This window comes from Nonomuraea sp. NPDC049378 (genome assembly GCF_055586745.1).
In genome coordinates this window covers 54334-80417 of sequence record NZ_JBVJHP010000026.1, presented here as the reverse complement: position 1 = coordinate 80417, position 26084 = coordinate 54334, and the positions used below count along the sequence as shown (strand labels likewise).

Genomic DNA, 26084 nt, shown 5'->3' with positions numbered 1-26084 from the left:
AGGGCTACCCCTTGAGCGCGCCCGCCATGAGCCCGCGCATGAAGAACCGGCCGAGCAGGATGTAGATCAGCATCGTCGGGATGGACGAGAGGATGGCCGCCGCCATCTGCTGGCTGTACGGGGTGGCCTGGGCGCCCGCGATGTTGTTCAGCATCACGGTCGCCGGCCAGCTCGTCGGCCCGGTCAGGAACACGGCGAACAGGAAGTCGTTCCAGAGCGAGGTGAACTGCCAGATGACGACCACCGCGATCGCGGGCGCCGACACCGGCAGCACCACCGACCAGTACGTCCGCAGCATGCCCGCGCCGTCCACCCGCGACGCCTCGATGAGCTCGTCGGGGATCGTGACGTAGTAGTTGCGGAAGATCAGCGTGCAGATCGGGATGCCGTAGACGACGTGGGCGAGCACCAGCCCCGGGATGCCGCCGTAGAAGACGCCCTGCAGCCCGGTCAGGTCGTTCAGCCCGACGAGCAGCTGCACCAGCGGGATCATCACGCCCTGGTACGGGATGAACATGCCGAACAGGAACAGGGTGAACAGCACGTCCGCGCCGGGGAAGCGCCACTTGGACAGCACGTAGCCGTTCATGGAGCCCAGCGCGCACGACAGCAGCGAGCCGGGCACGGCCAGCAGCACGCTGTTCCACAACCCTGGGGCGAGCTTGTCCCAGGCCACCTGCCATGCCTCGGTCGTCCACGTCTGCGGCAGGTTCCAGGCCTGGCTGGGGTCCGCCTCGGTGAGCGGCTTGAAGCTGGTGACCAGCAGGACGTAGATCGGGATGAGGAAGATCACCACGAAGGCGAGCAGCACGCCGAACCGCGTCCAGGCGAACGCCGTGCTCCTCCGCCCGGCACTCACCGCTGTCATTGGCGCCTCTCCTTACGCACGGACCAGATCAGGTACGGGATCACGAAGATCGCCACGCTGAGGACGATGTAGGAGGCGATCGTGGCCCCCTTCGCGGGGTCGTGGGAGTCGAAGACCGCCACCCACATGAACACCGCGGGCACGTCGGTGATGATCTGCTTGCCCGACACCGCGACGATCAGGTCGAAGACCTTGAGCGAGATGTGCCCCAGGATGATCAGCGCGGACAGGGTCACCGGCCTGAGCAGGGGCAGCACGACGTGCCGGTAGACGCCCCACTCGGAGCAGCCGTCGACGCGGGCCGCCTCGCGCAGTTCCTCGGGCACGCCGCGGAAACCGGCCAGGAACAACGCCATGACATATCCGGACATCTGCCAGATGGCCGGCAGCGCCATCGCCGCCATGCCCCAGTCCGGATCCCGGAACCACTGCCACTGCGGCAACCCGATCGCGTCGAACAACCGGTTGAGCCCCACCGCCCGCTCGTCCGTCCCCGAGTTCATCAGCCACCGCCACACGATCCCGGTCGCGACGAACGAGATGGCCATCGGGAACAGGTAGATCGCCCGGAACGTCCCCTCGCCCCTGATGCCCTTCTCCATGAGGAACGCCAGCAGCCACCCGAGCACCAGCGCCCCGAGCACGAACACGACCGTGAACACGATCGCGTGCCGGACCGACAGGTGCCATCGGGCCTGGTCCCAGATGTCGATGAAGTTCTGCAGCCCCACGAACTCGCCCTCGGACACCTCATCGTGCTTGTCCGTCATGGCCAGCCGGAAGTTCCAGCCGAGCATGCCGTACACGAAGACGCCGATCAGGACGATCGACGGCGTGACGAGGAGGAGCCCGGGCAGCCACGTGCGCGCCCGCCTCACAAGCAATCCCTCCCACGGACGCGGCAGGCCGCCGGATGCGGCCGCCTGCCGGGCCCGTCGCGTGGTTCTCCTACCGGCTCATCTCCCGGCTCATCTCTGCGCTCATCTCCCGGCTCATCTCTGCGCTCATCTCCGGGCCCGGCTACTGCGCGTTGGCCGTGGCAGCGTCGGCCAGCCCCTGCTGCAGGGCCTTGACGTCCTTGGTGCCGAGGAACAGGCCGACCTGCTCGTTGATCGCAGCCAGCCACGGCTGGTTCACCGCCACACCGTGCTGGACCGACCCGGCGAGCTTGTTGCTCGACCAGTCCTTCAGCGCATCGGCCAGGTAGTCGGTGTAGAGCGACTCGTCGGCGTCCTTGCGCGCGGGGATGGAGCCCTTCTTCGGGTTGAAGGCGTCCTGGCCCTCCTTGCTGGCCGCGACCTTCAGCCAGGCCAGCGCCCCGTCACGGTTCTTCGCGCCCTTGGGCAGGGTGAAGCTGTCGGACAACCACAGGTACGTGCCCTCGGTGCCGGGAGCGGGCGCCCAGTCGAAGTCGGTCTTCGACTTCTTGCCCAGGCCGCCCTCCGGGGGGTTGTGGAAGTAGCCGTAGGCCCAGTCGCCCATGATGTTGAAGGCGGCCTCGCCGTCGGCGACCTGCTTGGCCGCGGGCTGCCAGTCGTCCTGCGGGTCGCCCGCGTACTCCATGATCTTGGCGAAGTTCTGCAGGGCCGTGGTCACCTGCGCGCTGCTCCAGTCGGCGCCCGGCTTGAACAGGGCGTTGTAGGCGTCGGTGCCCAGCGAGCCGAGCAGCACGCTCTCCAGCAGGTGGGTGACGGTCCACTCGGAGCCGATCGACAGGGGGATCTTGCCCTTGGCCTTGACCTTCTCCAGGGCCGCGACGAACTCCTCGATCGTCTTGGGCGCCCCGGCCACCCCGGCCTCCTTGAGCACCGCCGGGTTGAACCACAGGACGTTGGACCGGTGGATGTTCACCGGCACCGAGTAGATCTTGCCCTCCACGCTGATCTGCTCGACGAGCTGGGCGGGGAAGACCTCCTTGAGCTTCAGCTCGTCGTAGAGCGCGGTCAGGTCCTCAAGGTTGCCGGCCTTGATGTAACCCTGCAGTTCGGCGCCCGCGTGGCCCTGGAAGGTGTCAGGAGGGGTGCTCGCCTGGAGCTTCGACTGCAGCAGTGCCTTGGCCTTGTCGCCGGAGCCACCCGCCACCGCCGCGTCGAAGAAGGTATATGTCGGGTTTTTCTCCTCGAAGATCTTCCGCATCGCGGCGAGGCCGTCGGCCTCACCAGGACCCGTCCACCAGGAGAAGACCTCAACCTGCTGTTTCCCGCCGCTGTCCGCGGAGGGCGACTGTGCCGTCTGCTCGCCGCCGCCACCGCCGCAGGCCGTCAGGCCCAGCACGCTCACCATCGTGATCGAGGCGGCCACCAACCACCGTCGCATCGCACACCATCCCTTCGAAGCCCCCCGAAGCAGGTGATTCTTGACAACGTTGTCAACAACGGCTATCAACCCACTTTCCCCGCCACGCCGTCAAGGGAGAGCGGGTAACAGGTCCGCATATCTGGCTCAGGCGCGCCTCAGCACGCCGTCAGGACCCGACACCACCGTGACGCCGAAACCACGGCCGCCGGCCAGGTCGTCACCGTGCGCGGCGACCACCGTCGCCCCCTTCGACACGCCAAGCGCGATCAGGGCCGGCAGGTCGCAACCGCCGCCGGGAGTCCACGTCGCCAGCACCACGTCCGACTCGGTCAGGCGTACGGGCCGGTCGAGCTCGGCCATCCTGGCCAGCAGGTCCGCGTGCGACAACCGCCGGCCCCCGGCAGGCAGGAGCGCGGCCTGGCGCCTGGCGTCGAGCACGGGCAGCGCGGTCGGCGCGAGCGCCACCAGCTCGCTGAAGTCGATCGTGTCGAGCGCCGCGCCCAGCGAGACGATCTGCCGCACCCGGGAGCGCTCGGCCGCGCGCACCGCCGTCGCCGCCAGGTCCGGCGTGGTGACCAGGGTGCGCGCGTCGCACTCCCGCAACCACACGGCCAGCTCGTACGCCCCGAGCGCGGGATCGATGGGCGCCGCCACCCCACCCGCGGCCAGCACCGTGTGCACGGCCAGCGTCTGCGCGCCCGCCGTCGAGACGTGCACGCCCACCACCTGGTCGCGCCGCGCGCCCCTGCACACCAGGCCCGAAGCCGCCCTGGTCACCTCGGTCACCAGCTCGCGGTAGCCGTAGACACGACGGCCCCGCACGTCGACGAGCGCGGGCCGGTCACCACGCCCGTAGGCCAGCCGGAAAACCTCGTGGATCACGGTGCCGGTCGTCGAGACCGAGGGCTTCATGGTTGACAACGTACGACCGCCCGGACGGGCCCGGCATCCGCCGATGTATGTAGGCCGATGTGCATTATTCGGGCGGGCCCGAGCCCTGCGCGGCTCGAGCCCGCGGTCACGCGCCGGCGACCGGACCGCCACCCCTCCGAGGAGGCCCGGCCGGCACGGACACGTGACGACCGCACGCGAGGCAAGCCCCGCGTTCGAACGGTAAGCCCTCAGGGCACCCCCGCACATGCTCTGACATGGCTATTCGACGATGTAGACGGCCGGCGCGGCCATGTGTAGAAGCTCAACGGCTGCCGATCATCCATGCGGCGATCTGTGTACGCGTGGAGAAGCCCAGCTTCGACAGGATGTTCGCCACGTGACGGGCGGCGGTCGCCGGACTGATGACCAGCTCGTCGGCGATCGCCCGGTTGCTGAGCCCTCTCGCGACCAGCTCGGCGATCTCGCGTTCCCTGGCCGTGAGCCTGCTCTCCTGCACGACCGGGACGAACATCGCCGCCGGCGGATCGGGCCGCGTGCCGTCGAGCGCGCAGGACACCGCCTGGTCGGCCGTCATCTTCGCGCCCTCGGCCCAGAGCACGGCCACCGTCTCGTCGCCGAGGAGCTCCCGCGCGGGGCGCAGCACGTTCTCCGTGCGCGCGTCGGGCTGGCGCCCGCGCAGCGCCACGGAGGCCGCGATCAGCAGCACCCCGAGCCGGTGGTCGCCCTCGGCCGTGACCAGGCTCGCCCACGCCTCCAGCCTTCTGGCGATGCCGCAGCACAGCCCGGCGTCGCGGCTGAGCACCAGTGCCTCGGTGAGCATGGTCCTGGCCGTCGTCAGGTCTCCCTGGTCGAGCGCCACACCGCCGAGCCCGGCCATGCCGCTCACCTTCTGCTGCCTGGCGTCGATGTGCCCGATGAGGCTCAGCGCCGACTCGTAGTGCAGCTTGGCCACGGCGAGGTCGCCCGTCTCCCTGGCCACCTGCCCCAGGCCGATGTGGCCCGACGAGCGCCCGACGTGGTTGTCCAGCTCCTCGTTGATCGCCAGGACCTCGCCGTACGCGCGTCGCGCCTCGCGCAGCCGGCCCTGGCGCAGGGCCGAGGCCGCCCTGGCGCTGTGGGCCAGCGACTCAAGGACGCGGTCGCCTGACTGCCTGGCCGCATCCAGCGCCCGGGCCGGCATGTCCTGGTCGCCGGTCAGCCAGGCCAGCACGATCAGGCCGGCGGCCACGCCGTACGTGTCGTGGGCGGTCGCGCACGCGGCCAGCCCGGCACGGACCCACCGCAGGCCGGGCTCCCTGTCACCCGCCGTCAGGGCCAGCTCGCCGCGCAGGATCGTGGCCTGCCCGCGCAGCGCGGGAGGCACCCGCGGGGCGTCGAGAGCCAGCAGCCGGTCGAGCCGCTCGGCCACGTCGAGCTTGCGCCCGCAGCCGGTCAGCAGGAAGCGCACGTCGGTCAGCATGGCGAGTGCGGCCTCCGGCGCCCCGGTGGAGACCGACCAGTCGCAGGCCGCGGCGACCTCGGCCTTGAGCCCGTCGAACAGGTTGATGTAGCGCTCCACCACCGGCCAGGACATGCGCCGCTCCGGCGCCACCGCCCGCCGGAACCCGGCCGCCATCCCTGCCAGCGCCATCAGGTGGCGGTGGCGCAGCTCGGTCTCCTCCCCCGACTCGGCGAGCTGTTCGAGCGCGTATTCGCGAACCGTCTCCAGCAGCCGGTAACGCGCCTGCCCGGCGATCTCACCGTCGAGCGCCACCAGCGACTTGTCGACCAGGTCGCACAACCGGGGCAGCACCTCCTCCTCGGGCAGGCCGGGACCGGAACAGACGCGTTCGGCCAGGTCGAGCGTCCACCCTGCGCGGAAAACGGTCGTACGGCGCAGCAGCACCCGTTCCTGTGGGCTGAGCAGCCGGTAGCTCCAGTCGACCGCCGCCCTGAGCGTCCTGTGCCGGGCGGGAGCCGTCCGCGGGCCGCCCGCGAGCAGCCGGAACCGGTCGTCGACCCGCTCCACGAGCTGGCGTACGGACAGCACCCTGACCATGGCGGCGGCCAGCTCGATCGCCAGCGGCAGCCCGTCGAGGGCCCGGCACAACGTCACGACCTGCGGCAACGTGTCGGCGGTCAGCTCGAAGCCGGGCCTGGCGGCGGCCGCCCTGGCCGCGAACAGGCGTACGGCCTCGCTGCCCTCGCCGTCGATCGACAGCGGCGGCACCCGCCAGACCGTCTCCCCAGGGACGCGCAGCGGCTCCCTGCTGGTGGCCAGGATGGTGAGCCCGGGACATGAGCCGAGCAGGTCGCGGCAGAGCTCGGCGCACTCGCCGATCACCGGCTCGCAGTTGTCGAGCAGAAGCAGCACGCGCCGGCCACCGATCAGCGTGCCAGGGTCGCCCGAGAGGCCCAGCGACGCCGCCACCTGCGCTCTGACCTCGCCCTCTCCCAGGTCGGCCAGCTCGACCAACCGCACGCCGCACGCGTGGACGGGGGCGACCCGCGCCGCGAGCCGCAGCGCCAGCCGGGTCTTGCCGATGCCGCCCGCCCCGCACAGCGTCACCGCCCGCGAAACGCGCATCAGCTGGACCAGCTCGTCCACGTCGGACTCCCGGCCCACGAACGTGTTCGACTCGGCCGGCAGGTTGGTGAGATCAGCGAATCGCAGCATCACTGTGAGTGTGTCACCAACTACGTCCCGCGCCCACAGTCGAGTTCATGAGAAGTATGGCTGTCCGCGGGCACAATCTTGACTATGGCCGACGAGCCGCTGGAACTCGGGGAGATCTCCTTCTCCGACTGGCACGCCCACACCGACAAGATGGCGGAGGTCGGCTTCCTGACCATCGCCAGGCGCCTGCCCTCCCTCGTGGTCGAGGCGCTGCGCATGGCCTGGCGCGCCGGCCCCCGCGACACCGTGGCGACCGTCACGCTCAACCTGCTGGGCGGCGTCTTCACCGCGTTCGGCCTGCTGGCCACGACCGGCGTGCTGACGGCGCTCTTCAGCGAGGGCCCGACTCCCGACCGCGTGATGGCCGCGCTGCCCGGCCTCGTCCTCGTCGGCGCGGCGGCCGTGCTGCGCACGGCGACGCAGGCAGGCGCCGGCTGGGCCCAGTCGCGCCTGAACCCCCAGGTCAGCCGCCTCACCGAGGAACGGCTCTACGGCCTGACCAGCCGGGTCGACCTGGTGGCCTACGACGACCCCGACTTTCACGACGCCCTGCAGCGGGCCAGGCTGCGCGGCGTGGCCATGACCGACGCGGTGGTGTCCTCGGCCATCAACGTGGTGACGGCCGCCGTCGGCATCGCCGCCGTGGCGGGCGTGCTGGGCGTGCTGCACCCGGTGTTACTGCCGCTCCTGCTGCTCGCCGTGGTGCCCGACGCCTGGGCCGCGGTGCGCAGCGCCAGGATGCGGTACAGCACCCTCTACTCCCTCGTCCCCGCAGCCCGCCGCAAGTGGATCATCGCCGAGCTGCTGGCCGAGCGGGGGCCCGCGGCGGAGGTGCGCTCGTTCACGATGCGCGGTTTCCTGCTGCGCATGTACGACGCCGTGGCCACGGCCGAGCAGGACGTCATGCTCCGGCTGGCCCGGCGGCAGACCATGGCCCGGCTGGCCGGGGAGGCCCTCGGCGGCCTCGGCGCCGCGCTGGTCTACGTCGCCCTCGGCATCCTGCTGGCCGTGGCCGCGATCCCGCTGGCGGTCGCGGGCACCGCGGTGCTCGCCATCCGCTCCGGCCAGACCTCGCTGGGCAATCTCATGTACGCCACCAACCAGCTCTACGAGGAGGGCCTCTACTTCACCGACTTCCTGGACTTCTGCGCGCAGGCGGAAGGCCGCGTGTCCGGCGAGCGCCGCGCTCCGATGCCGCCGGCCTTCGAGCGCATCGTGGCCGACAAGGTCACCTTCACCTACCCGGGGGCTGAGGAACCGGCCCTGCGCGAGGTGTCCGTCGAGATCAAACAGGGCGAGATCGTCGCCTTCGTCGGCGAGAACGGCTCCGGCAAGACCACCCTCGCCAAGATCCTGTCCGGCCTGTACGAACCCGGCGCGGGCACCGTCCTGTGGGACGGCACCGACCTGCGCCAGGTCGACCCCGACGAGCTCCGCACCCGCACCGCCGTCATCGCCCAGGACCACACCCGCTGGCCCCTGGCCGCGCGCTACAACATCACCATGGGCACCGGCAAAGGCGAGCGGGCCCTGCACGAAGCCGCCGCCGTCGCCGGCGCCGACGAGGTCATCGCCCGCCTGCCCCACGGCTACCACACCCTGCTCGACCGCCGCTTCAAGGACGGCTGCGAACTGTCCGGCGGCCAATGGCAGCGCATCGCCGTCGCCCGCGGCTTCCACCGCGACGCCGCCCTGCTCATCTGCGACGAACCCACGGCCGCCCTCGACGCCCGCGCCGAGCACGCCCTCTTCGAACGCATCCGCACCCACGCGGACGGCCGCACCGTCCTGCTCATCACCCACCGCCTGGCCAGCGTCCGCTACGCCGACCGCATCTACGTCCTCGACCGCGGCACGGTCACCGAGCACGGCGACCACGACACCCTCATGTCACTCAACGGCCTCTACGCCGACCTCTACACCCTGCAGGCCGCCGCCTACCGCTGACCCGGGTCGGCTGCTTCCTTCACGCGCCGACCGGAGTGTCACCTGCTGTGGCGGATCGCCGCCCGTACGGCGGTGTAGATGACGACCCAGAGAGCCGCGAGGGGGATGAGGAAGACGAAGATGAGCTCGTATATACCGATGTTAGGCATGCCCCGCAATGTAAGGAGCCGTGATAGACGAGCGCTTACCGATCACTTGCACCGGAGCCGGGCGGTGCCGTCACGCCAGGGCCGCCTCGATCACCGCTCGCGCCACGTCACCCACCGCGCCCGCCCGGTGGCCGGGGTTCTCCAGCACCACCCCCACCGCCACCTCGGGCGCGTCCGCCGGCGCGAACGCCGTCACCAGCGCGTGATCGCCGGCGACCATGCCCTTCTCGGAGGTGTCGGACTTGGCGGCGACCTCCACCCCGGGGATGGCCGCCGGGCCGCCCGCGTGCGTGACCGTCGTCATCATCGCCGCGAGGTAGCGCGCCAGCACGGGCGACAGGGCCGTGCGGTAGGGCGCGGGATTGGCCCGGCCGATCACCGAGCCGTCCGCCAGCCGCTGCTCCTCCACCAGGTACGGCCGCATCAGCACCCCGTTGTTGGCCACGGCCGCCGACAGCATGGCCAGCATCAGCGGCGTCACCCGGTCGTCGTGGCGGCCGATCGCGGACAGCGCGGTCCGCGCCCGGTCCATGGCGACCGGATAGCGGCTCGGCGTCGTGCCCAGCGGGATCGTCAGACCCGTCGCGTTGAACCCGAAGGCCTCGGCCTGGTCCCGCAGCAGGTCCTGCCCGAGCTGGAGCCCGATGCCGGCGAACGCGGTGTCGCACGACGCCATGAACGCGTACGCGAGCGTCGGCCGTTCCTGCGCGCAGCGCTCGCCGTTGTCCACGTACATGGGGGTGCCGGGCAGGCGCAGGCGGGCGGGCGCGTCCACCACGGTCGACGGGGTGTACTCGCCGGAGGCCAGCGCCGCCGCCGTGGTGACCAGCTTGAACGTGGACCCGGGCGGATACAGCCGGTGCAGCGCCCTGTTGGTCATCGGCCGCGACGGAGCGTCGCGGAACCGCCTGGCCATCTCGGCGAGCCGGTCAGGGTCGAAGGTGGTCAGGGCGTTCGGATCGTAGCTCGGGTAGCTGGCCAGCGCCAGGATCGCCCCCGTCGCCGGGCTGATGGCCACCGCCGCGCCCGGTACCCCGGTCGCCTTGAGACTCTGGTAGGCCGCCCACTGCGCCCGCTCGCTGATCGTCAGCCGGATGTCGGCTCCTTCCACGACACCGTCCCTGACCAGCGACTGCACCCTCACCTTGGCGTCGTCGCCGGACAGCACCGCGTCCTGCGCGTGTTCGATGCCGGTCGAGCCCGACAGCGAGACGTGCCCGGTGACGGGCGCGTAGACGGCGCCGTGCCGGTAGACCCGCCGGTAGAGGTACGGGCCGTGGCCGGTCGGGCGGCTGACGGCGACGGGCGTGCGCTCGTAGGTGAGGATGTCGCCGCGCGGGCGTTCGAACCTGGCGATCAGGGGCCGCTCGTTCCTGGGGTCGGCGTTGAGCGTGTGCGAGCCGAACGCCTGGACGAGCGTCAGGTGCGCCAGCACCACGAACAGCATGGCCGCGCACGACCTGGCGGCGCGGCGGAGCGGGATGTCGATCCGCCGCGCCCACGATGCCATGCCTTTCGGTTTACCAACCGGGGCGCAAAGGCCTGGCTAGATGAGGCTGCGGTAGTAGGAAATCTTGTTCCGGATGTAGCTCTGCCGCTCGCCGAGGTTCGCAATCTGCGCCCGCACCTGGTCGTCGTGCTCCTCCAGGAGCTTGATGCGGTCGGGGATCGTGTGGTCGCCCGCGCGCACGAGCTCGGCGAAGCGGAGCATCTGGGCGATGGGCATGCCCGTGTCGCGCAGGCAGCGCAGCGTGCCCAGCCAGCCGATGTCCTCCTGGCTGAACCGGCGCTGCCCGGCCGCGTTCCTGTCGACGCGCTCGAGCAGGCCGATCTTCTCGTAATAGCGCAGGGTGTCGATGCTGAACCCGGTTTCCTGCACGACCTCGGCGGGTGTGTACACGCTCATGTGCCCTCCTCCGCCGGCCGTGTTCGTTCGTGACGCTGCTCCACGCGTCCAAGCATTCCACCTGGAGCGCACTCCAGGTCAACCGGTCCGGGCAGGGCTTGACACGGAGTGCACTCCAGCTCTCAGAGTCAGCCCCATGAACATCGCCATCGGCACGATTCCGTTCGGCACGACCGTCAACCTGCGGGACACCTTCGCCCTTCTCGACCGGTTCCACGAGGCCGGCGGCACCATGCTCGACACGGCCAACAACTACCCGTTCTGGGTGGAGGGCCGCACGGGCGACGAGAGCGAGTTGGCCATCGGCAAGTGGCTGGCCGCGCGGGGCAACCGCGACGAGATCTTCATCAGTACGAAGGCCGGCGCCCGGCCCACCGTCCCCGGCGACACCACCCTCGACTCGGCCGAGGGCCTGTCCGCCCCGGTCATCGCCAGGGCCGCGGAAGGCAGCCTCAGCAGGCTCGGAACCGATCACATCGACCTCTACTGGTCGCACATCGAGGACCGCTCCGTCCCGCTGGAGGAGACCCTGGGGGCGTTCGACGAGCTGGCCCGGCAGGGCAAGATCCGCGCCGCGGGGGCGAGCAACATCGCGACCTGGCGGCTCGAGCGGGCCAGGAGCGTCTCCGCCGCGAACGGCTGGATCGCCTACACCCACGTGCAGCTCCGCCACACGTACCTGCGGCCCCGGCCGCTCACCAGGCCGGCGGAGACGGGGCACACGCTGGCCTCCGACGAGACCTTCGACTACCTGGCCGCCGAGCCGGACATGACGTTGTGGGCGTACAACACGCTGATGTTCGGCGCGTACACGCGAGCCGACCGTCCCATTTCCGAAATATACGATCATTCGGGCACTACCCGGCGCCTGGCCGTGCTCCACGAGGTCGCCAAGGAGCTGGGCGCGACCCCGAACCAGGTCGTCCTCGCCTGGCTGATGGCCGGCGGCGTCGTCCCCATCGTCGGTGTCTCGACGATGGACCAGCTCGAGGAGGCCATCGGCGCCGCCGACCTCAAGCTGGACCAGGACCTCCGCGCCCGCCTGGACGCCCCCGCCTGACCTGGCGCTCCCGGTCCCCGCGGCGAGGCGGCGGGGGAAGGCTAGGGGAGGTGGTCGGCGAGGTAGCGGCGGACGAGTTGCTTGCACTCGACGATCAGCCTCGCGTCGCCGTGGGGATCGGTCCTGAAGGCCAGTTTGAGCACCGCGTCCGTGGCCTCGACCGCCACCAGCAGCGCCCGGTCCAGGCCGGGGCCGACGGGCGCGTCCAGAAGTTCGAGGGTGAGCCTGCGCAGCCGGTCGGCCACCACCGCGTTGTTCTCGTGGGCGCCGTCGAGCGCCTGCTTGCTCCCCGCCACCGGCCCGCCGGCGGTGACCAGCACCTCGCCGAAGTCCATCACCGAGAACCCGGGAGTCGTGCGCTTCATGTCGACGAACTCGTCCACGGCCAGGTCGACGAGATCGGTCCAGTGCGACAGGTCGGCCGTCGCGACGCGTTCGGTGACGCGCCCGAGGAACGCCTCCAGGTTGCGCCTGGCCAGCGCCCGCACCAGGCCCTGCTTGTCGCGGAAGAACTGGTAGAAGGTACCGATCGGCACCTCGGCCCGGCGGGCGACCTCCTTCGTGGTCAGCGCGTCGTAGCCGACCTCGTCGAGCAGGAGCGCGCACTCGTCGAGCATCCGTTCCACCCGTTCCACGCTGCGGCGCTGGGCGGGACGGCGGCGCAAGGTACTCGTCATGGTCACCATCCTGTCCTATTACCGGCAGGAAAGGTCCATTACCGTGGCTCGATAACGTGAGCGAGGAGAGCCTGGAATGTTCCTGTGGGGCACGGCCACCGCGGCCTACCAGATCGAGGGCGCCGTCCACGAGGACGGCAGGGGTGTCTCCGTCTGGGACACGTTCGCGCACGAGCCGGGGCGGACGCGCGACGGCCACACCGGCGACGTGGCGTGCGACCACTACCACCGCTGGCGCGAGGACGTCGCGCTCATGTCGGGCGTGGGGCTGAACGCCTACCGGTTCTCGATCGCCTGGCCGCGCGTGCAACCCGCGGGCTCGGGCGCGGTGAACGAGAAGGGGCTCGACTTCTACGACCGGCTCGTGGACGCCCTGCTGGCGGCGGGCATCCAGCCCGTGCCGACGCTGTTCCACTGGGATCTCCCCCAGGCGCTGCAGGACCGCGGCGGGTGGATGAGCCGCGGGACGGCCGAGCGCTTCGCCGAGTACGCAGAGATCGCCGCCCGCCGCCTGGCCGACCGGGTCCCGCTCTGGATCACCCTGAACGAGCCGTTCGTGCACATGGCCTTCGGCTACGCCATGGGCGTGCACGCCCCCGGCCTGGCCCTCATGACGGACGCGCTGCCCGCCGCCCACCACCAGCTGCTCGGCCACGGCCTGGCCGTACGGGCACTGCGCGCGGCCGGAGCCCGGCAGGTGGCGCTCACCAACAACTGCACCCCGGTCAGGGCGGCGTCGGCGGACGAGGCCGACGTCAAGGCCGCCGAGGCGTACGACGCCCTGCACAACCGCCTGTTCAACGACCCCGTGCTTCTCGGCGAATATCCAGACCTGTCGGCCTACACCGCCTCCCTCGGCTTCGTCCAGGACGGCGACCTGGAGACCATCGCCGCACCCCTGGACGCCCTCGGGATCAACTACTACCACCCGACCCGCATCGCCGCCCCCACGGCGGAAGGGCTGCCGTTCACCGACGCGGGCGTCACCGGCCATCCGACCACGGCCTTCGGCTGGCCGGTCGTCCCCGACGGCCTGCGCGAGCTGCTCACGGGCCTCGAAGCCCGGTACGGCGCCGCCCTCCCCCCGATCGTCGTCACGGAGAACGGCTGCTCGCAGGACGACGTCCTGACCGGGCGCGGCACGATCGAGGACGGCGGGCGCATCGCCTTCCTGCGGGACCACATCGAGGCGATGCGGCGGGCCATGGCCGAGGGCGTCGACGTGCGCGGCTACTTCGTCTGGTCGCTGCTGGACAACTTCGAGTGGGCCGAGGGCTACCACCAGCGCTTCGGGCTCGTCCACGTGGACTTCGCGACGCAGCGCCGCACCCCGAAGGCGTCGTACGCGTGGCTGAAGGAGTTTCTCGCGGGTCAGAACACCGACACGTGAACGTGGTCGTAGTGGTTGGCCGTCGCCCCGCCCCGGTTGGACATCGGGTCCCAGCCGCCGCCCGAGCGGATGTCGTAGTAGCGCTGCTTCCAGATGATGTACATCACGCCGAGCCTGGCGCCGTTCTTGATGAGCCACGCGGCGAGGGCGTCGCCGTTGGCCGCGTCGGCGCCGGAGGCCACGGTGCCGCCTCTGGACATCATGAAGTCGCAGGCCCGGCCCTTGCCGTGTTCGCCGGGATCGCCGGGGCGCAGGCAGCCGACGCCGTACTTCATGGGGAAGTTCTGCATGATCTCCGCGCGGACCGAGATCATGCGCTGCGTCAGGCCCTCTGACCCGCCGGGCTGCTGGAAGCCGTATTTGGCGAGCAGGCGCTGGATGTCGCGCCGCCTGGACTGCATGGCCTTGATCTCCTTGCGGAGCTTCTCGATCTTGTCGTTGGCCTTGAGCTTCGCCTCTTTGTGCTTCTTGATCAGCCTCTGGATGCTCCTGACCCGCTCGGTGCGCTCGTTGGCCATGTAGCCCATGTTGGCGGCCTGGCCGAGGATCTTGTACGGGTCCTCGTTGGGCGCGATCAGCCGGAAGTTGTCGAGCGGGCCCATGATGTAGGCGCTCTGCGCGATCCGGCCCACTTCGGCCTGGGCGGCCTTGAGCTTGGCCGCAAGATCGCTGGACGTGTTGGTGGCCCGCTTCGCCTGGATCCTGATCTCCTCCAGGATCTGGATCTGGCCGCGGTACTGCTCGCTGAGCCGGGCCGCCTGTTTGGTGAGTTTGCGCAGCTCGGCGGGTGAGGGATCGGCTGCGGCCGGTTGTCCGGGCTGGAGGCCGAGCAGCCCGGCGAGGACGGTGACAAGAACGGCGAAGCGCCAGATCCTCACACCCGTCCCCTCCCCTCATAGACGGACCGAAACTATAGAAGATGATCTTGATCTCTGTCATCCGAACGACCGAACTGCCGCACCTTTGACGATGTTTCAAGGCTTTTGTCCAACTGCGGACGAGGAAGCAGATTGGGCCTTGTGTAGATCGCTCCAAACGTCAAGATGACGGCGAAGTCGTCTCCGCGAAGGGGCAGACACCCGTGTCTCGATCATCGATCCTCGCCGCCGCCGTGATCCTCGGCCTAGGCACGTCCCTCGTGGTCACCGCGCCCGCCCAGGCGTCCGTGGACCCGCTGCCGGCCCGTGACCGCATCGAGCTCTACCAGCTCGACAGCCCGCCGGGCACCGCCCAGACCCTCAGAGAGAAGGGCTTCGACGTCGTCCAGCACGAGATCAAGGACGGCAAGGAGCACATCGAGCTGACCGCTGCCGAGGACGACCTCGGCACGCTGGAGAAGCTCGGTCACGAACCCGCACCCGTACGCAACGAGCAGGGCCAGAGCCAGCTCGAGGCCGCCAGGGCACAGGCGGCCGGCGGCTACACCGTCTACCGGTCCTACTCCGAGCCCGGCGGCATCGCCGACCAGCTCAGGGACATCGCCAGGGCCAACCGGGACATCGTGAAGCTCCAGTCCATCGGCAAGACGCTCAAGGGCCAGGACATCCTGGCCGCCAAGGTGACCGCGGGCGCCCGGCTGCTGCCCGACGGCGTCAAGCCCTCGACCCTCTTCTCGGCCACGCAGCACGCCCGCGAGTGGATCGCCACCGAGGTCGACATGCGGCTGCTGAAGCACGTCATCGCCAACAAGCGCGCCCTCAGGGACCTGCTCAACAGGACCGAGCTGTGGTTCGTGCCGGTGGCCAACCCCGACGGCTACGACTTCACGTTCACCGAGGGCAACCGCCTGTGGCGCAAGAACCTGCGCGACAACAACGGCGACGGCCGGATCACCGGCGCCGACGGCGTCGACATCAACCGGAACTTCCCCACGAACTTCCACTACGACGAGGAAGGCTCGTCGAGCATCCCCAGCAGCGAGACCTACCGCGGCACGGGCCCGGCCAGCGAGCCCGAGACCAGGGCCATGGACGGCCTGCTCCGGCGGGTCAGGTTCGAGATGCAGCTCAACTACCACTCGTACGGCCCGCTGCTGCTCTACCCGATCGGCGTGCAGATCGCCACGGAGACGGCCGACAACCCGATCTACGAGGCGCTGACGGGCGACGACGCCAAGCCCGCCATCCCCGGCTTCGACCCCGACCTCGGCGCCGAGCTGTACACCACCAACGGCGACACCAACGACCAGGCGCACTTCCGCTACGGCACGCTGTCGTGGACGCCCGAGCTCAACGAGGGCTGCGACGGCTGCGGCTTCGTCTTCCCCGACGACGAGGCGCTGGTGCGGGCGGAGTTCGAGAAGGGCCTGCCGTTCGCGCTCGACGTGGCGAGGTCCGCGGTCGACCCGGTCGAGCCGGTCAGCCATCTGGGCAACAGGACGCCCGACTTCGTGCTCGACCCGTTCGAGGTCAGCCACGGCAGGAACCAGGTCGTCCAGGTCAACGCCAAGCGCAGGCTGGGCCCGGTCTTCCTGAACTACCAGGTCAACGGCGGCCGTACCCGGATCGCCCCGACCCACGAATGGAAGGGCGGCGAGCGCTACGGCGACGGCTACGACCGCTACTACCACCGGCTGCGCGGCAAGATCGCCGGGACGAGGCCGGGCGACAAGGTGAAGGTCTGGTTCACCTCGATCGGCAGGAAGAGCGACGGCTTCACCTACACCGTCGCCGACGACATCGGCGGCAAGGTGCTCGTGCTGGCCGCCGAGGACGTCACCGGCATCAGCCCTGACCAGGAGGGCACGGAGGCGAAGTACGCCGGCGAGTACGCCGCGGCGCTGAGCGCGGCCGGCTACTCCTCCGACGTGTACGACCTGGACCGGACGGGCCGCAAGGCCCCGCACCCGCTCGGCGTGCTCAGCCACTACAAGGCGGTCGTCTGGGAGACCGGCGACGACGTGATCCCGCGCTCCGAGGGTCAGGTGCCCGGCACCACGTCCAAGGCCGGCGTGGACACCGAGCTGGCGGTCCGCGACTACCTGAACGAGGGCGGCAAGCTGCTGCACGCGGGCAGGTACGCGTCGTACGCGGCCAACGGCAACGGCCTGTACTTCTACGAGCCGGACCAGCCCGAGAACCCCGAGTGCACGGAACCCGGCGACCCGCCCTGCATCCCGGTGTTCAACGACTTCCAGCAGTACTGGCTAGGCGCCCACGTCTATTTCGACGACGGGGGCACCGACCAGGGCACCGGTCAGCCGTTCGCGCTGAGGGGCGCCTCCGGCGCGTTCGAGGGCTTCGAGGCGACCCTGGAGCCCGGCCACACCAACGCGTTCGTGGCGACCTCGGCGATCCTGCCGGCCGACCGGTTCCCGCGCTTCGCGAGCTCGGCTCCGGTCAAGTGGGCCAGGCCCGGCGGCCCGTTCGACCCGCACTCGGGCTCCTGGGACGTCTACAGCGGCATCGCCGACGTGTCGTGGAAGCGGCTGACCAGGACCGTCGACCTGACCGGCAAGAGCGGCGGGGAGTTGTCGTTCTGGACGTCGTACGACACCGAGAGCGCCTGGGACTTCCTGGCGGTGGAGGCCAGGACGGCGGGCGGCGACGACTGGACCACGCTGCCGGACACGAACGGGCACACCTCCCAGGACACCGGCGACAGCTGCGACGCCGGGAACAGCGGCGGCTGGCGCACGATCCACCCGTTCACGCAGCGCTACCAGAGCGCCTCCTGCGAGCCGGCCGGGACGTCCGGCGCGTGGCACGCGGCCTCCGGCAACTCGGGCGGCTGGCAGCAGTGGACGATCGACCTGACCCCGTACGCGGGCAAGCAGGTCGAGCTCTCCATCTCGTACGTCACCGACTGGGCCACCCAGGGCGCGGGCGTCTTCCTCGACGACTTCGCGCTCACGCTGGACGGCACGGTCGCCGAGGAGACCTCGTTCGAGGCGGACATGGGCGGCTGGAGCGCCGGTGACCCGCCCGAGGGCTCGGCGCCGTCGACCAACAACTGGTTCCGCACGGACCAGCTCTTCGAGGAGGGCGGCGGAGTCGTCACCAAGGACACCGTCTACCTGGGCTTCGGCGTCGAGAGCGTGACCGGCCAGGACGCGCGTACGGACCTGGTCGGACGGTCGATGCGGCACCTGATCGGCGATCCTCGCTGACCGCGGCGGAGGGGTGCGGCGCACCGGCCGCGCCCCTCTTGCGTGCGCGTCCAGAACATGGTTCGGTCACCTTGAGGCATCCCCAGGGCAAGCAAGCATTCGGTCAAGCAGGAGGCTCACGACATGCGCCAGCACGACAAGCTGTTCATCGGGGGCGAATGGGTGGCCCCGGCGGGCGACGCGACGATAGACGTCATCTCCCCGCACACCGAGGAGGTCGTCGGCCGGGTGCCCGACGGCACGCCCGAGGACGTGGAGCGCGCGGTCGCCGCCGCCAGGCAGGCGTTCGACCACGGACCCTGGCCCCGGATGACCTTCGCCGAGCGGGCCGAGGTGATCGGCAGGCTGGCCGCGATCTACAACGAGCGGCAGGGCGAGATGGCCCGGCTCATCACGGAGGAGATGGGCTCGCCCATCACCTTCTCCAACCTCGCGCAGGCGCCCCAGCCGCTCGGCATGCTGCAGTTCTACGCCGAGCTCGGCAAGACGTTCCAGCAGGAGGAAGAGCGGCCAGGGCTGTTCGGCCCGCTCACCGTGCGCAGGGAGCCCGTGGGCGTCGTGGCGGCCGTGGTGCCGTGGAACGTGCCGCAGTTCGTCACGATGACGAAGCTCGCGCCCGCGCTGCTGGCCGGCTGCACGGTCGTGCTCAAACCGGCGCCGGAGACGCCGCTGGACGCGTACCTGCTGGCCGAGTGGGCGGTCGAGGCGGGACTGCCCGCGGGCGTGCTCAACATCGTGCCCGCGGGCCGCGAGACGGGCGAGCACCTGGTCTCGCACGCGGGCGTCGACAAGGTGGCCTTCACCGGCTCGACGGCGGCCGGCCGGCGCATCGCGGCCATCTGCGGCGAGCAGCTCAAACGGGTCAGCCTGGAGCTGGGCGGCAAGTCCGCCGCCATCATCCTCGACGACGCGGACCTCGCCGCCGGCATGGGCTTCCTGTCCATGGCCAGCCTCATGAACAACGGCCAGGCGTGCGTGGCCCAGACCCGCATCCTGGCCTCGCGCAACCGTTACGACGAGGTGGTGGACGCCATCGCGAGCATGGTCGGCTCCCAGCCCGTCGGCGACCCCGCCGACCCGGCGACCGGCATCGGCCCGCTGGTGGCCAGGCGGCAGCAGGAACGCGTCGAGGGCTACATCAGGATCGGCATGGAGGAAGGCGCCAAGGTCGTGGTCGGCGGCCTGGAGCGGCCGTACGACCGGGGCTGGTACGTCGCGCCCACCGTCTTCGCCGGCGTCTCCAACGACATGCGCATCGCCCGCGAGGAGATCTTCGGCCCGGTCCTGGCCGTGATCCCGTACGACGACGAGGCCGACGCCGTCCGCATCGCCAACGACAGCGACTACGGCCTGGCCGGCACGGTGTGGACGGCCGACACCGACCACGGCATGGAGGTGGCCCGCCAGGTCCGCACCGGGACGTACGGCGTCAACTGCTACATGCTGGAGACCAACGCGCCCTTCGGCGGCTACAAGGCCAGCGGCATCGGCCGCGAACTCGGCCCGGAGGGGCTCAACGGCTATCTGGAGTACAAGACCATCGCCCGGCTCGGCTGACCGGGCGGCCACGAGCGGCAGGAGGGCCCCGCGGCCGGCCGCGGGGCCCTCGTCGTACGGGATGTGCACCCAGCGCGCCCCCGCAACGCTAGGTGCAGATCCCGCCACTCACAGTGCATACCCCACTCCCCACGGTGTTCCACCCGATGGAGGCACTGAAAGTGCGGATCGCCTTACCCATGGTGATCCGCCGGCGGCGAGCCACGGTGGGCGACCGCCTGACTACTGAAGTATGTCCCATGGTCGCCGTCATGACGGCTTCCATCCCCAGAGACTTTCTCCCAGCGGTTTTTATCCATCCGCCCTAGGTAGACGTGTATTACTCACGAAAAGTTCGAAGAGATCCATTTGCCAATTTTGCTGATGAGTTCGGGGGTGGCGGCGGTCTCCGCGTGGCCGTACCCCGGCTCGATCCAGAGCTCCTTCGGCTCGCGCGCGCCGTCGTAGAGCTGGTGCGCGTGCTCCACCGGAAAGAACGCGTCGGCCTCGCCGTGGACGATCAGCAGCGGCACCGGCGTGATGAGCCCGGCGGCCTCGTGCGGCGGCATCGGGATCGGGTCCCATGCGCCGGGAGCGATCCTGGTGCGCTTGACCAGCCGGGCAGCCAACCGGCCGGCCCGCCGCTCGATGGCCCAGTGCACCTGCCGCATCGGCCTGGTGCCCCGGTAGTACCACCGGGCCGGGCCGCTCACCGCGACCACCGCGTCCACGCCGCGCCTGAGCCCCGCATGGCGTACGGCCACCGCCGCCCCCATGGAGAAGCCCACGACCGCGATCCTGGAGTAGCCGACCACCCGGGCGTGCCTGACGGCGGCGTCCACGTCGAGGATCTCCGCGTCCCCCACGGTCGTCAGGCCGCCCGAACGGCCGTGGCCGCGGAAGTCGAACGCCACCACGCCGCCGTAGCGGCTCAGCACGTGCACGATGCGGAGGGCGGAGCGCTCACGCCACGAACCGGTGAACCCGTGCGCCACCACGATCCCGACGTCCAGGGATCCTGACCGCGCCGGATCGGCCCCGGCGGCGGGCAACCTGGCGGGAGTGTGCGAGGCGTCGATGCGAACCCCGTCCTCGGTCCTCAGCATGACGGGGAAGTTGGGCGCGAAAGGCATGAAGACGAGCTTAGGTTCGCTCCGCGTCCATCCGGTGCCTGGCCGCCCACACCGCGATCTGGGCACGCGAGTCGAAGCCCAGCTTGTCCATGATGTTGGCGACGTGCCTGGCCACGGTCGCCGGGCTGATCACCAGCTCCAGCGCGATGGCACGGTTGCTCATCCCCCGGGTGAGCAGCGCCGCGACCTGCCGCTCCCGGCCGGTCAACCCGTCGTAGCGCAGGCCGGCAGGCGCGGAGGAGCCCGGCGGCCACGGAACGGCCGCCCAGGACCGAGCGGAGTCGAGCGCCCGCTCGGCCACCTCCTCGGGCGGCTGCTTCATGCCCTGGGCCCACAGCAGCGCCACCCGGCCCTCGCCGAGCCGCGCGCGGGCGAGAGCCAGCAGCTCCTGGACGGGGCCGGGCGCGCCGAACTGCCCGATGGCCTCGCGCAGCGCGGTGGCGGCCGCCGCGGCCGACACCGCGCCCTCGATGTCGTCCCGCGCCCGGTCCAGCGCGGACAGCGCCATGAGGGCGCGGACGATCCCGCGCCGCTGGCCGGTCCGCAAACTCAGGGCCAGACCGGCGGCCACGTGCTCACCGGCGGTCGCGAAGTCGCGCAGCCCGGCCGCCACCCTCGCGATCTTGGTGTGGCAGCGGGCCACCTCGATCCGGTTGTCCATGTCCGCGAGCAGCGGCAGCGCCGAGGCGTGGTGGAACATGGCCGTCTCCAGGTCACCGGCGGCCTCGGCCACCGCGCCCAGATGGGTCAGCGCCCTGGCCAGGGTCCAGTGGTGACCGGTCTTCCTGGCGATGGCCAGCGCCTCCTCGCCGTAGCGCTGGGCCTGGCGCAGGCGGCCGTGGAAGAGCGCCACGTTCAGCTGGGCGATCCGGACGGTGGCCAGGTTGAACAGGTCGTCGTGGGCGGTGGCCGCGGCCTCCAACTCGTCCAGGTAGGCCAGGGCCTCCTTGCTCTTCCCCCTGCGGAAGAACACGGTCAGCGCCACGCAGTAGGTGATGCCGAGCCAGTGCGTGTAGGGGTGTCTCTTCTGCTCCTCGACGGCCCGCACGACGAGCTCCTCCGCGCGGGCCAGCTCGTCACCGAGCTCCAGCCCGTACGCCAGGCCGCCGTTGGCCACCGCCACCAGCTCGGGCGGCACCTCCGACAGATCGAGCGCGAGCAACCGCTCGTGCCAGCCGACGCTCTCGCCGAGATCGCCGCGGACGGCCTGGATCGCCAGGGCCGTGCTCGCCAGCCGCAGCCCGAGCACCGGCTGCTCGGACTCCACCGCCCAGTCGACGGCCGCGCGGCAGTCGTCGAGCAGGGACCGCCCCCTGGTGAACGCCTGCTTGATCGCGTCCCAGGACATCCCGCGGTTGAGAGAGTCGGCGCCGTAGCACTGCTCCAGTTCCTCGCAGATCACGCGCAGGTGCCTGTCGCGCAGGTGCGCGGCCTCGCCCGCCTCCTCCAGGCGCTCTGCGGCGTACTGCTTGATCGTCTCCAGCAGGCGGTAGCGGCCGGCGGCGCCGGGGTGGAGCACCAGCGACTTGTCGACCAGGGCGCTGAGCAGGTCGAGCAGCTCGGCGCCGCGCAGGATGCCGCCGCCCGCGCACACCCGCTCGGCCAGCTCCAGATCGAACAGCCCGGCGAAGACCGACAGCCTGCGCAGCAGCACCCGCTCCCGCGGCGAGAGCAGGTCGTGGCTCCACTCCACGGTGGCGAGGAGCGTGCGCTGCCGCGCGGGGGCGGTACGGTCGCCGGTGGTGAGCAGCCCGAACCTGTCGCCGATGCGGTCGGCGATCCGGCCGGGGCTCAGCAGGCTGGTACGGGCCGCCGCCAGCTCCAGGGCCAGCGGCAGGCCGTCGAGCGCGCGGCACAGGCGTACGACGTCGTCCATGCTGCCCGGGACCCCGCGCGCGCCGGCGGCCAGCGCCCGCTCCACGAAGAGCAGCACGGACTCGGCGTCCGGGTGGTGGTCGTCGGGCAGTTCGAGCGGCGGCACCCGCCACACCAGCTCGCCGGGGATGCGCAGGGGTTCGCGGCTGGTGATCAGGAACGCCGGCTCGGGGCACTCGGCGATCAGCTCGGCCACCAGCTCGGCGCACCGCTCGACCAGGTGCTCGCAGTTGTCGAGGACGATCAGCGCCCTGGCCGCGCGCAGGCGCACCCGCAGGCCGTCGAGCAACCTCCCCGGCGTCTCGTCGCGCACGCCGAGCACCTCGGCCAGCTCGTTGACGACGAGCGCCGGCCTGCTGACGCGGGCCAGCTCGACCAGCCACACGCCCCCCGCGAACCCGGGCATCGCCCGCGCGGCGACGCGCAGCGCCAGGCGGGTCTTGCCGATGCCGCCGACGCCACTGAGCGTGATCACGCGTTCCTCGTGGATCAGCGCGCTCAGCTCGGCCACGTCTCGCGCGCGCCCGACGAAGCGGTTGGGCTCCGCGGGAAGGTTGTGCGGGACTTGCGCCGTCATGTGAGGGCCCATGGGGGTCGCGGGAACTGTCCGTCCCGCTCAGTCTCCACTGCTTCGGTGCTCGATGCGATCACTTTGCGTGCAGAAATCACGACGGATCGGATAGGGAGGTAGGGCGCCCAGGTCTGCGACGCCCATCACGATCCGTACGCGCGTCTCGTCCGCCGCCTCCAGCGCCCGCGGCACCTCGGAGATCATCACCCGGGCGCCGGTCGCGCGGATGCGGCTCCTGAGGGTGTCGACGTCGAGATCGGCCGGCAGCGGGCAGGCGACGCCGCCCGCGGCGATCACCGCGTCCGTCGCGATCATCAGGTCGGCCCCGACGGGCAGGCAGATGAGCACGGTGTCACCCGCGCGAACGCCTCTGCGCCGCAACTGGACGGTCGCCATGGCGGACCTCTCGTCCAGTTGCTCCTCGGTGAGCGCCAGGCCGGTGCCCAGGTCCACCATGACGATGCGCTCCTCCATGGGGCCAACGGTAGGGAGGGCGTCTCGTGCGGGCATGGGGCGGAATATGCAGATCCCTATGCAGAAGCCCTGGGGTGTTCCGCGGCCCACACCGCGATCTGCGCCCGCGAGGTGTAGCCGAGCTTCTCCATGATGTTCGCGATGTGGCGCGCCACCGTCGCGGGGCTGATCACCAGCTCCTCCGCGATGGCCCGGTTGGACAGGCCGCGGGTGAGCAGCCCGGCGACCTCCTGCTCGCGCGCGGTCAGCAGCGAGTGCCTGACGGGCCCGGTCACCACGGGCGTCCCGGCCGCCAGCAGTTCGCTCTCCAGCACGTGGCGCGCGGCGTCGTCGGGGTGCATCGCCCGGCCCCGCGACCACAGCGAGGTGGTGCGGCCCTCCCCCAGCCGGGCCCTGGCCCGGCCGAGCAGCTCCTCCATCCGCGTCGTGGCCGGGTGCCGGCCGATCGAGGCGCGCAGCGTGGCCGCCGCGGCCGCGGCCAGCACCGCGCCGGCGAGATCGCCCTCGCACTCCGCCAGCACCGACAGCCCGGCCAGGCACCGGGCCATGTCCTGGCGCTGCCCCGCCGCCCCGGCCAGCGCTCGGCTCGCCGCCAGCCGCTCCCTGGCGACGCCGAACTCGCGCGACATCGCCGCCACCCTGCCGATCCTGGCCAGGCAGCGCGCCAGCTCCAGGTCGTCGCCCAGCTCCCGCAACCACGGAACGGCCAGCTCGTAGCGGGACCTGGCCGTCACCAGGTCGCCGCGGGCCTCGGCCACCGAGCCGAGCTGGGCGGCCGTCCGCGCCATGATCCAGCGGTGACCGTGCTCGCGCGCCCGCGCGAGCGCCTCCTCGCCGTGCCGCTCCGCCTCCCTCAGCCGGCCACGCGTCAGGGCCACCGCCGACAGCCCGGCCAGCCCGGCCGCCTGGTTCCAGGCGTCGCCGGACCGGGTGGCGAGGGCCAGGCACTCCTGGGCGTGCGGCAGCGCCTCGTCGGGCCTGCCCATGCGCAACAACACCACGGCCATGACGCTGTGCACGGCGCACCGGGTGAACACGTCGCCCGGCGGCAACCGGGCCAGGCTCCGCCCGGCCACCTCCAGCGAGCGGTCCAGCTCGTCGCGCGCCTCCAGCCCGTACGCGAGGCAGGCCTCGGCCCGCGCGATCCGCCCGCCGGGCACCTCCGACAGGTCGAGGGCGAGCAACCGCTCCGTCCAGGCGACGATCTCCGACGGGTTGCCGCCGACGGGCAGCAGCGCCGTGCCGGCGGCACACAGCCGCAGGCCCAGCGCCGGGTTGCCGGACTCGGCGGCCCAGCCGAGCGCGACCCGCTGGTCGTCGGCGAGGATCCGGCTCGTGGTCAGCGCCTCCAGCCGGCCCTCCCAGGGCACTTCCGGCTCGACCAGCTCGGTGGCGAAATGGTGTTCCTGCAGCTCGCAGAGCGCGCCGAGGTGCCGCTCGCGCAGGATCTCCCGCTCGCCCGCCGTGTCGAGGCGCCCGGCGGCGTACCGCTTGATGGTCTCGAGCAGCCAGTAGCGTGCGCGGCCCTCGTCGCAGAGCACGAGCGACTTGTCGACCAGGCCGCCGAGCAGGTCGACGATCTCCGCCTCGGAGATCGGCGGTTCGGCGCAGACCTGCTCGGCCAGGTCGAGGTCGAACGCGCCGGCGAACACCGCCAGCCTGCGCAGCAACACCTGCTCCTTCGCGGAGAGCAGGTCGTGGCTCCACTCGACGGCGCGGAGGAGCGTGCGCTGCCTGGCGGGAGCCGTGCGGCCGCCGGTCGTCAGCAGCGCGAACCTGTCGTCGACGCGGTCGGCTATCTGCCCGGGGCTGAGCAGGCTCGTACGGGCCGCCGCCAGCTCGATGGCCAGCGGCAGCCCATCGAGCGCCCGGCACAGGCGCGCCACGTCGGGCATGCTGCCGGGGCCCAGCCGCGTGCCCGCGGCGGCCGCGCGGTCGAGGAACAACCGCACCGACTCGGCGTCGGGACGGCCCGTGACGGGCGGCAGTTCGAGCGGCGGCACCCGCCAGACCAGCTCGCTGGCGATGCGCAGCGGCTCCCTGCTGGTCGCCATGACGTTCAGCGGCGGGCAGGCCGCGATCAGCGCCGCGACCACTTCCGCGCACCGTTCGACCAGGTGCTCGCAGTTGTCGAGCAGCAGCAGGCAGGGTTGACCGCGCAGCCTGGCCGCCACCGTGTCGAGCAGCGGGCGGCCGGCCTCATCGCGCACGCCGAGCACGCCGGCGAGCTCCCGCTCCACGAGCTCTGGACGGCCGGCCCCGGCCAGCTCCGCGAGCCAGACGCCGCCCGGGTAGGAGGGCAGCAGCCCGGCGGCCGCCCGCACCGCGAGCCGGGTCTTGCCGATGCCGCCGACCCCGCACAGCGTCACCACCCGCGTCTCGCCCATCAGCCGGCGCAGGTCGCCGACGTCGCGTTCGCGGCCCACGAACCGGTTGGGCTCGGCGGGAAGGTTGTGCCGGGGCAGCTCAGACATGTGGTCACCCGCGCATCGCAGAAGGATCACACTCTCCGACAGTGTCGCACTTTCCCCGCCAGGAGACC

General features: G+C 71.2%; 18 protein-coding genes. 5 read left to right on the top strand and 13 right to left on the bottom strand.

Going from position 1 to position 26084, the window contains the following annotated elements; all coding sequences use genetic code 11:
* Positions 1-4: 4 nt before the first annotated feature.
* The 5 genes from ACZ6SA_RS41450 to ACZ6SA_RS41430 form a co-directional block, all read right to left on the bottom strand.
* Positions 5-868, bottom strand: a complete 864-nt coding sequence (locus ACZ6SA_RS41450; protein WP_347645227.1) for a carbohydrate ABC transporter permease — start codon at positions 866-868, stop codon at positions 5-7.
* Positions 865-1746, bottom strand: coding sequence for a carbohydrate ABC transporter permease (locus ACZ6SA_RS41445; RefSeq protein WP_347645228.1), 882 nt, complete (start codon positions 1744-1746; stop codon positions 865-867). Before ACZ6SA_RS41445 ends, ACZ6SA_RS41450 begins: the two co-directional genes overlap by 4 nt.
* Before the next feature lie 142 nt (positions 1747-1888).
* Positions 1889-3184 (bottom strand): ABC transporter substrate-binding protein, encoded by a 1296-nt coding sequence (locus tag ACZ6SA_RS41440; protein ID WP_443154757.1) that lies wholly within the window; start codon positions 3182-3184, stop codon positions 1889-1891.
* A gap of 126 nt (positions 3185-3310) precedes the next feature.
* On the bottom strand, positions 3311-4078 hold the full coding sequence (locus tag ACZ6SA_RS41435) for an AMP-binding protein (protein WP_347645232.1): 768 nt from the start codon (positions 4076-4078) through the stop codon (positions 3311-3313).
* 283 nt (positions 4079-4361) lie between these two features.
* The gene (locus ACZ6SA_RS41430; protein ID WP_465834468.1) at positions 4362-6716 is read right to left on the bottom strand and encodes an ATP-binding protein; all 2355 of its coding nucleotides are present in this window, start codon (positions 6714-6716) and stop codon (positions 4362-4364) included.
* 84 nt (positions 6717-6800) lie between these two features.
* Here ACZ6SA_RS41430 and ACZ6SA_RS41425 point away from each other — a divergent pair, with 84 nt between their 5' ends.
* Positions 6801-8663 (top strand): ABC transporter ATP-binding protein, encoded by a 1863-nt coding sequence (locus ACZ6SA_RS41425; RefSeq protein WP_465834466.1) that lies wholly within the window; start codon positions 6801-6803, stop codon positions 8661-8663.
* 219 nt (positions 8664-8882) lie between these two features.
* On the opposite strand, the gene ACZ6SA_RS41420 is transcribed toward ACZ6SA_RS41425, so the two are convergent.
* Together ACZ6SA_RS41420 and ACZ6SA_RS41415 are read right to left on the bottom strand one after the other, a co-directional pair.
* A complete protein-coding gene (locus ACZ6SA_RS41420; RefSeq protein ID WP_465834464.1) occupies positions 8883-10322 on the bottom strand; it encodes a peptidoglycan D,D-transpeptidase FtsI family protein in 1440 nt (479 codons plus the stop codon).
* 36 nt (positions 10323-10358) lie between these two features.
* Positions 10359-10718 (bottom strand): MerR family transcriptional regulator, encoded by a 360-nt coding sequence (locus ACZ6SA_RS41415; RefSeq protein ID WP_347645237.1) that lies wholly within the window; start codon positions 10716-10718, stop codon positions 10359-10361.
* Between the two features lie 136 nt (positions 10719-10854).
* On the opposite strand from ACZ6SA_RS41415, the gene ACZ6SA_RS41410 reads away from it, so the two are divergent.
* Positions 10855-11778: an aldo/keto reductase gene (locus ACZ6SA_RS41410; RefSeq protein WP_443154761.1), complete on the top strand. Its 924-nt coding sequence runs from the start codon at positions 10855-10857 to the stop codon at positions 11776-11778.
* Positions 11779-11819: 41 nt separating this feature from the next.
* On the opposite strand, the gene ACZ6SA_RS41405 is transcribed toward ACZ6SA_RS41410, so the two are convergent.
* Entirely contained in the window at positions 11820-12455 is a 636-nt protein-coding gene (locus ACZ6SA_RS41405; protein WP_347645240.1) for a TetR/AcrR family transcriptional regulator, read from the bottom strand.
* A gap of 76 nt (positions 12456-12531) precedes the next feature.
* On the opposite strand from ACZ6SA_RS41405, the gene ACZ6SA_RS41400 reads away from it, so the two are divergent.
* Entirely contained in the window at positions 12532-13845 is a 1314-nt protein-coding gene (locus tag ACZ6SA_RS41400; RefSeq protein WP_465834461.1) for a GH1 family beta-glucosidase, read from the top strand.
* Here ACZ6SA_RS41400 and ACZ6SA_RS41395 read toward each other — a convergent pair.
* Positions 13827-14723 (bottom strand): VldE C-terminal domain-containing protein, encoded by an 897-nt coding sequence (locus ACZ6SA_RS41395; RefSeq protein ID WP_465834459.1) that lies wholly within the window; start codon positions 14721-14723, stop codon positions 13827-13829. The two genes, ACZ6SA_RS41400 and ACZ6SA_RS41395, sit on opposite strands and share 19 nt — an antisense overlap.
* 203 nt (positions 14724-14926) lie before the next feature.
* Between ACZ6SA_RS41395 and ACZ6SA_RS41390 the strand changes: the two genes are divergently transcribed.
* Both ACZ6SA_RS41390 and ACZ6SA_RS41385 read left to right on the top strand, forming a co-directional pair.
* Entirely contained in the window at positions 14927-17953 is a 3027-nt protein-coding gene (locus tag ACZ6SA_RS41390; RefSeq protein ID WP_465834457.1) for a M14 family metallopeptidase, read from the top strand.
* Positions 17954-18076: 123 nt separating this feature from the next.
* Complete coding sequence (locus ACZ6SA_RS41385; protein ID WP_347645246.1) at positions 18077-19510, top strand: aldehyde dehydrogenase; 1434 nt, start codon at positions 18077-18079, stop codon at positions 19508-19510.
* A gap of 323 nt (positions 19511-19833) precedes the next feature.
* Here the strand turns inward: ACZ6SA_RS41385 and ACZ6SA_RS41380 are convergent, their stop codons facing one another.
* From ACZ6SA_RS41380 to ACZ6SA_RS41365, 4 genes are read right to left on the bottom strand one after another with little or no spacing between them, the layout of a single operon-like run.
* Entirely contained in the window at positions 19834-20622 is a 789-nt protein-coding gene (locus ACZ6SA_RS41380; RefSeq protein WP_465834454.1) for an alpha/beta hydrolase, read from the bottom strand.
* A gap of 10 nt (positions 20623-20632) precedes the next feature.
* Entirely contained in the window at positions 20633-23074 is a 2442-nt protein-coding gene (locus ACZ6SA_RS41375; protein WP_465834452.1) for an ATP-binding protein, read from the bottom strand.
* 39 nt (positions 23075-23113) lie between these two features.
* Positions 23114-23542, bottom strand: coding sequence for an AMP-binding protein (locus tag ACZ6SA_RS41370; protein ID WP_465834450.1), 429 nt, complete (start codon positions 23540-23542; stop codon positions 23114-23116).
* Positions 23543-23598: 56 nt separating this feature from the next.
* Positions 23599-26016 (bottom strand): LuxR C-terminal-related transcriptional regulator, encoded by a 2418-nt coding sequence (locus tag ACZ6SA_RS41365; protein ID WP_465834448.1) that lies wholly within the window; start codon positions 26014-26016, stop codon positions 23599-23601.
* Between the last annotated feature and the right edge of the window lie 68 nt (positions 26017-26084).